The sequence below is a fragment of the Streptomyces hoynatensis genome (assembly GCF_003626535.1).
Taxonomy (GTDB): Bacteria; Actinomycetota; Actinomycetes; order Streptomycetales; family Streptomycetaceae; genus Streptomyces; species Streptomyces hoynatensis.
Genome location: NZ_RBAL01000051.1, coordinates 1 through 1,422, shown reverse-complemented (window position 1 = coordinate 1,422; position 1,422 = coordinate 1). Strand labels below are relative to the sequence as shown.

The window sequence follows — 1,422 nt, the reverse complement described above, 5'->3', positions numbered from 1 at the left end:
CTCCGTAAGTTGTTGGGCGGCCCGGGAGGGCCGGATGTGGCTTATGGGTCCTTGCCTTCAGTGGCTGACTAGGAGTGGCCGTCCGGCTCTCCGGGGCGCCCTGGCTGCTGATTGAGATGTGCGCGCTGTGTGCGGTCGCTGATTACGGAGATGACAGCGGGGTGTTCCTCGGGCCGAGGGCAGTTCATGCGGTGCGAGGAGGAGCGAGTGAGCAAGCGGCAGGTCTGGGCCGGCATCGACGCTGGCAAGGGCCATCACTGGGCGGCGGTGGTCAACGAGACCGGCGCCACGTTGTGGTCGAAGAAGATCGAGAACGACGAGTCGGCGATCCTGACCGCGCTCGGCGAGATCCTGGAACTGGCCGACGAGGTCCACTGGGCCGTGGACATCTCCGGCACGTCCTCCGCGCTGCTGCTGGCCCTGCTTGCGGCCCACGGCCAGCAGGCCGTCTACGTGCCCGGCCGCACCGTCAACCGCATGGCCGGGGCCTACCGGGGCGAGGCCAAGACCGACGCCCGTGACGCCTACGTCATCGCCGAGACCGCCCGCCACCGCCGGGACTTCGCCGCGATCGACGTGCCCGCCCAGCTGGCCGCCGACCTCGCGCTGCTGACCGCCCACCGCTCCGACCTGGTGGCTGACCGAGTTCGGATGATCAACCGTCTCCGCGACGTGCTGACCGGCATCTTCCCCGCCCTGGAACGGGCCTTCGACTACTCCGCCCACAAGGGCGCACTGGTGCTGCTGACGGGCCACCAGACCCCGGCCGCCATCCGCCGCCGCGGTCGGGCCCGCCTCACCGCCTGGCTGGCCAACCGCGGTGTGCGCGGCGCCGACGCGGTCGCGGCGACCGCGCTGGACGCCGCCCAGGCTCAGCAGACAGCGCTGCCCGGCGAGGACATCGCTGCCCAGATAGTCGCCGACCTGGCCGCTCAGATCCTGGCCCTGGACGACCGGCTCAAGCGCATCGACAAGCAGATCCGTGAGACGTTCCAGAGCCACCCGCAGGCGGAGATCATCGAATCGCTGCCAGGCATGGGCCCGATACTCGGCGCCGAGTTCGTCGTCGCCGCGGGCGACCTGACCGCCTACGCGGACGCCGGTCACCTGGCCTCGGCCGCCGGGCTCGTGCCCGTGCCACGCGACTCCGGCCGGCGGACCGGTAACCTGCACCGGCCCAAGCGCTACAGCCGTCGCCTGCGACGGGTGTTCTACATGTCCGCGCAGACCAGCATCATCCGCGAGGGACCGAACCGGGACTTCTACCTGAAAAAGCGCAGCGAGGGCTGCAAACACGTCCAGGCCATCATCGCCCTCGCACGCCGACGGGCGAGCGTCCTGTGGGTCCTCCTGCGCGACAACCGGGTATTCACCCCCGCCCCGCCAGTCACGCAGGCGGCTTGACTTCATCATTGAGACTCC

At 70.1% G+C, this 1,422-nt stretch carries 1 protein-coding gene; it reads left to right on the top strand.

The window, feature by feature from the left end; all coding sequences use genetic code 11:
* Positions 1–186: 186 nt before the first annotated feature.
* Complete coding sequence (locus D7294_RS31470) at positions 187–1,404, top strand: IS110 family RNA-guided transposase (RefSeq protein ID WP_174248485.1); 1,218 nt, start codon at positions 187–189, stop codon at positions 1,402–1,404.
* The last annotated feature ends 18 nt before the right edge of the window (positions 1,405–1,422 follow it).

What these genes read in the sequence shown, in the direction of transcription:
- D7294_RS31470 (WP_174248485.1), top strand. Translation starts at nt 187, where the DNA reads ATGCGGTGCGAGGAGGAGCGAGTGAGCAAGCGGCAGGTCTGGGCCGGC.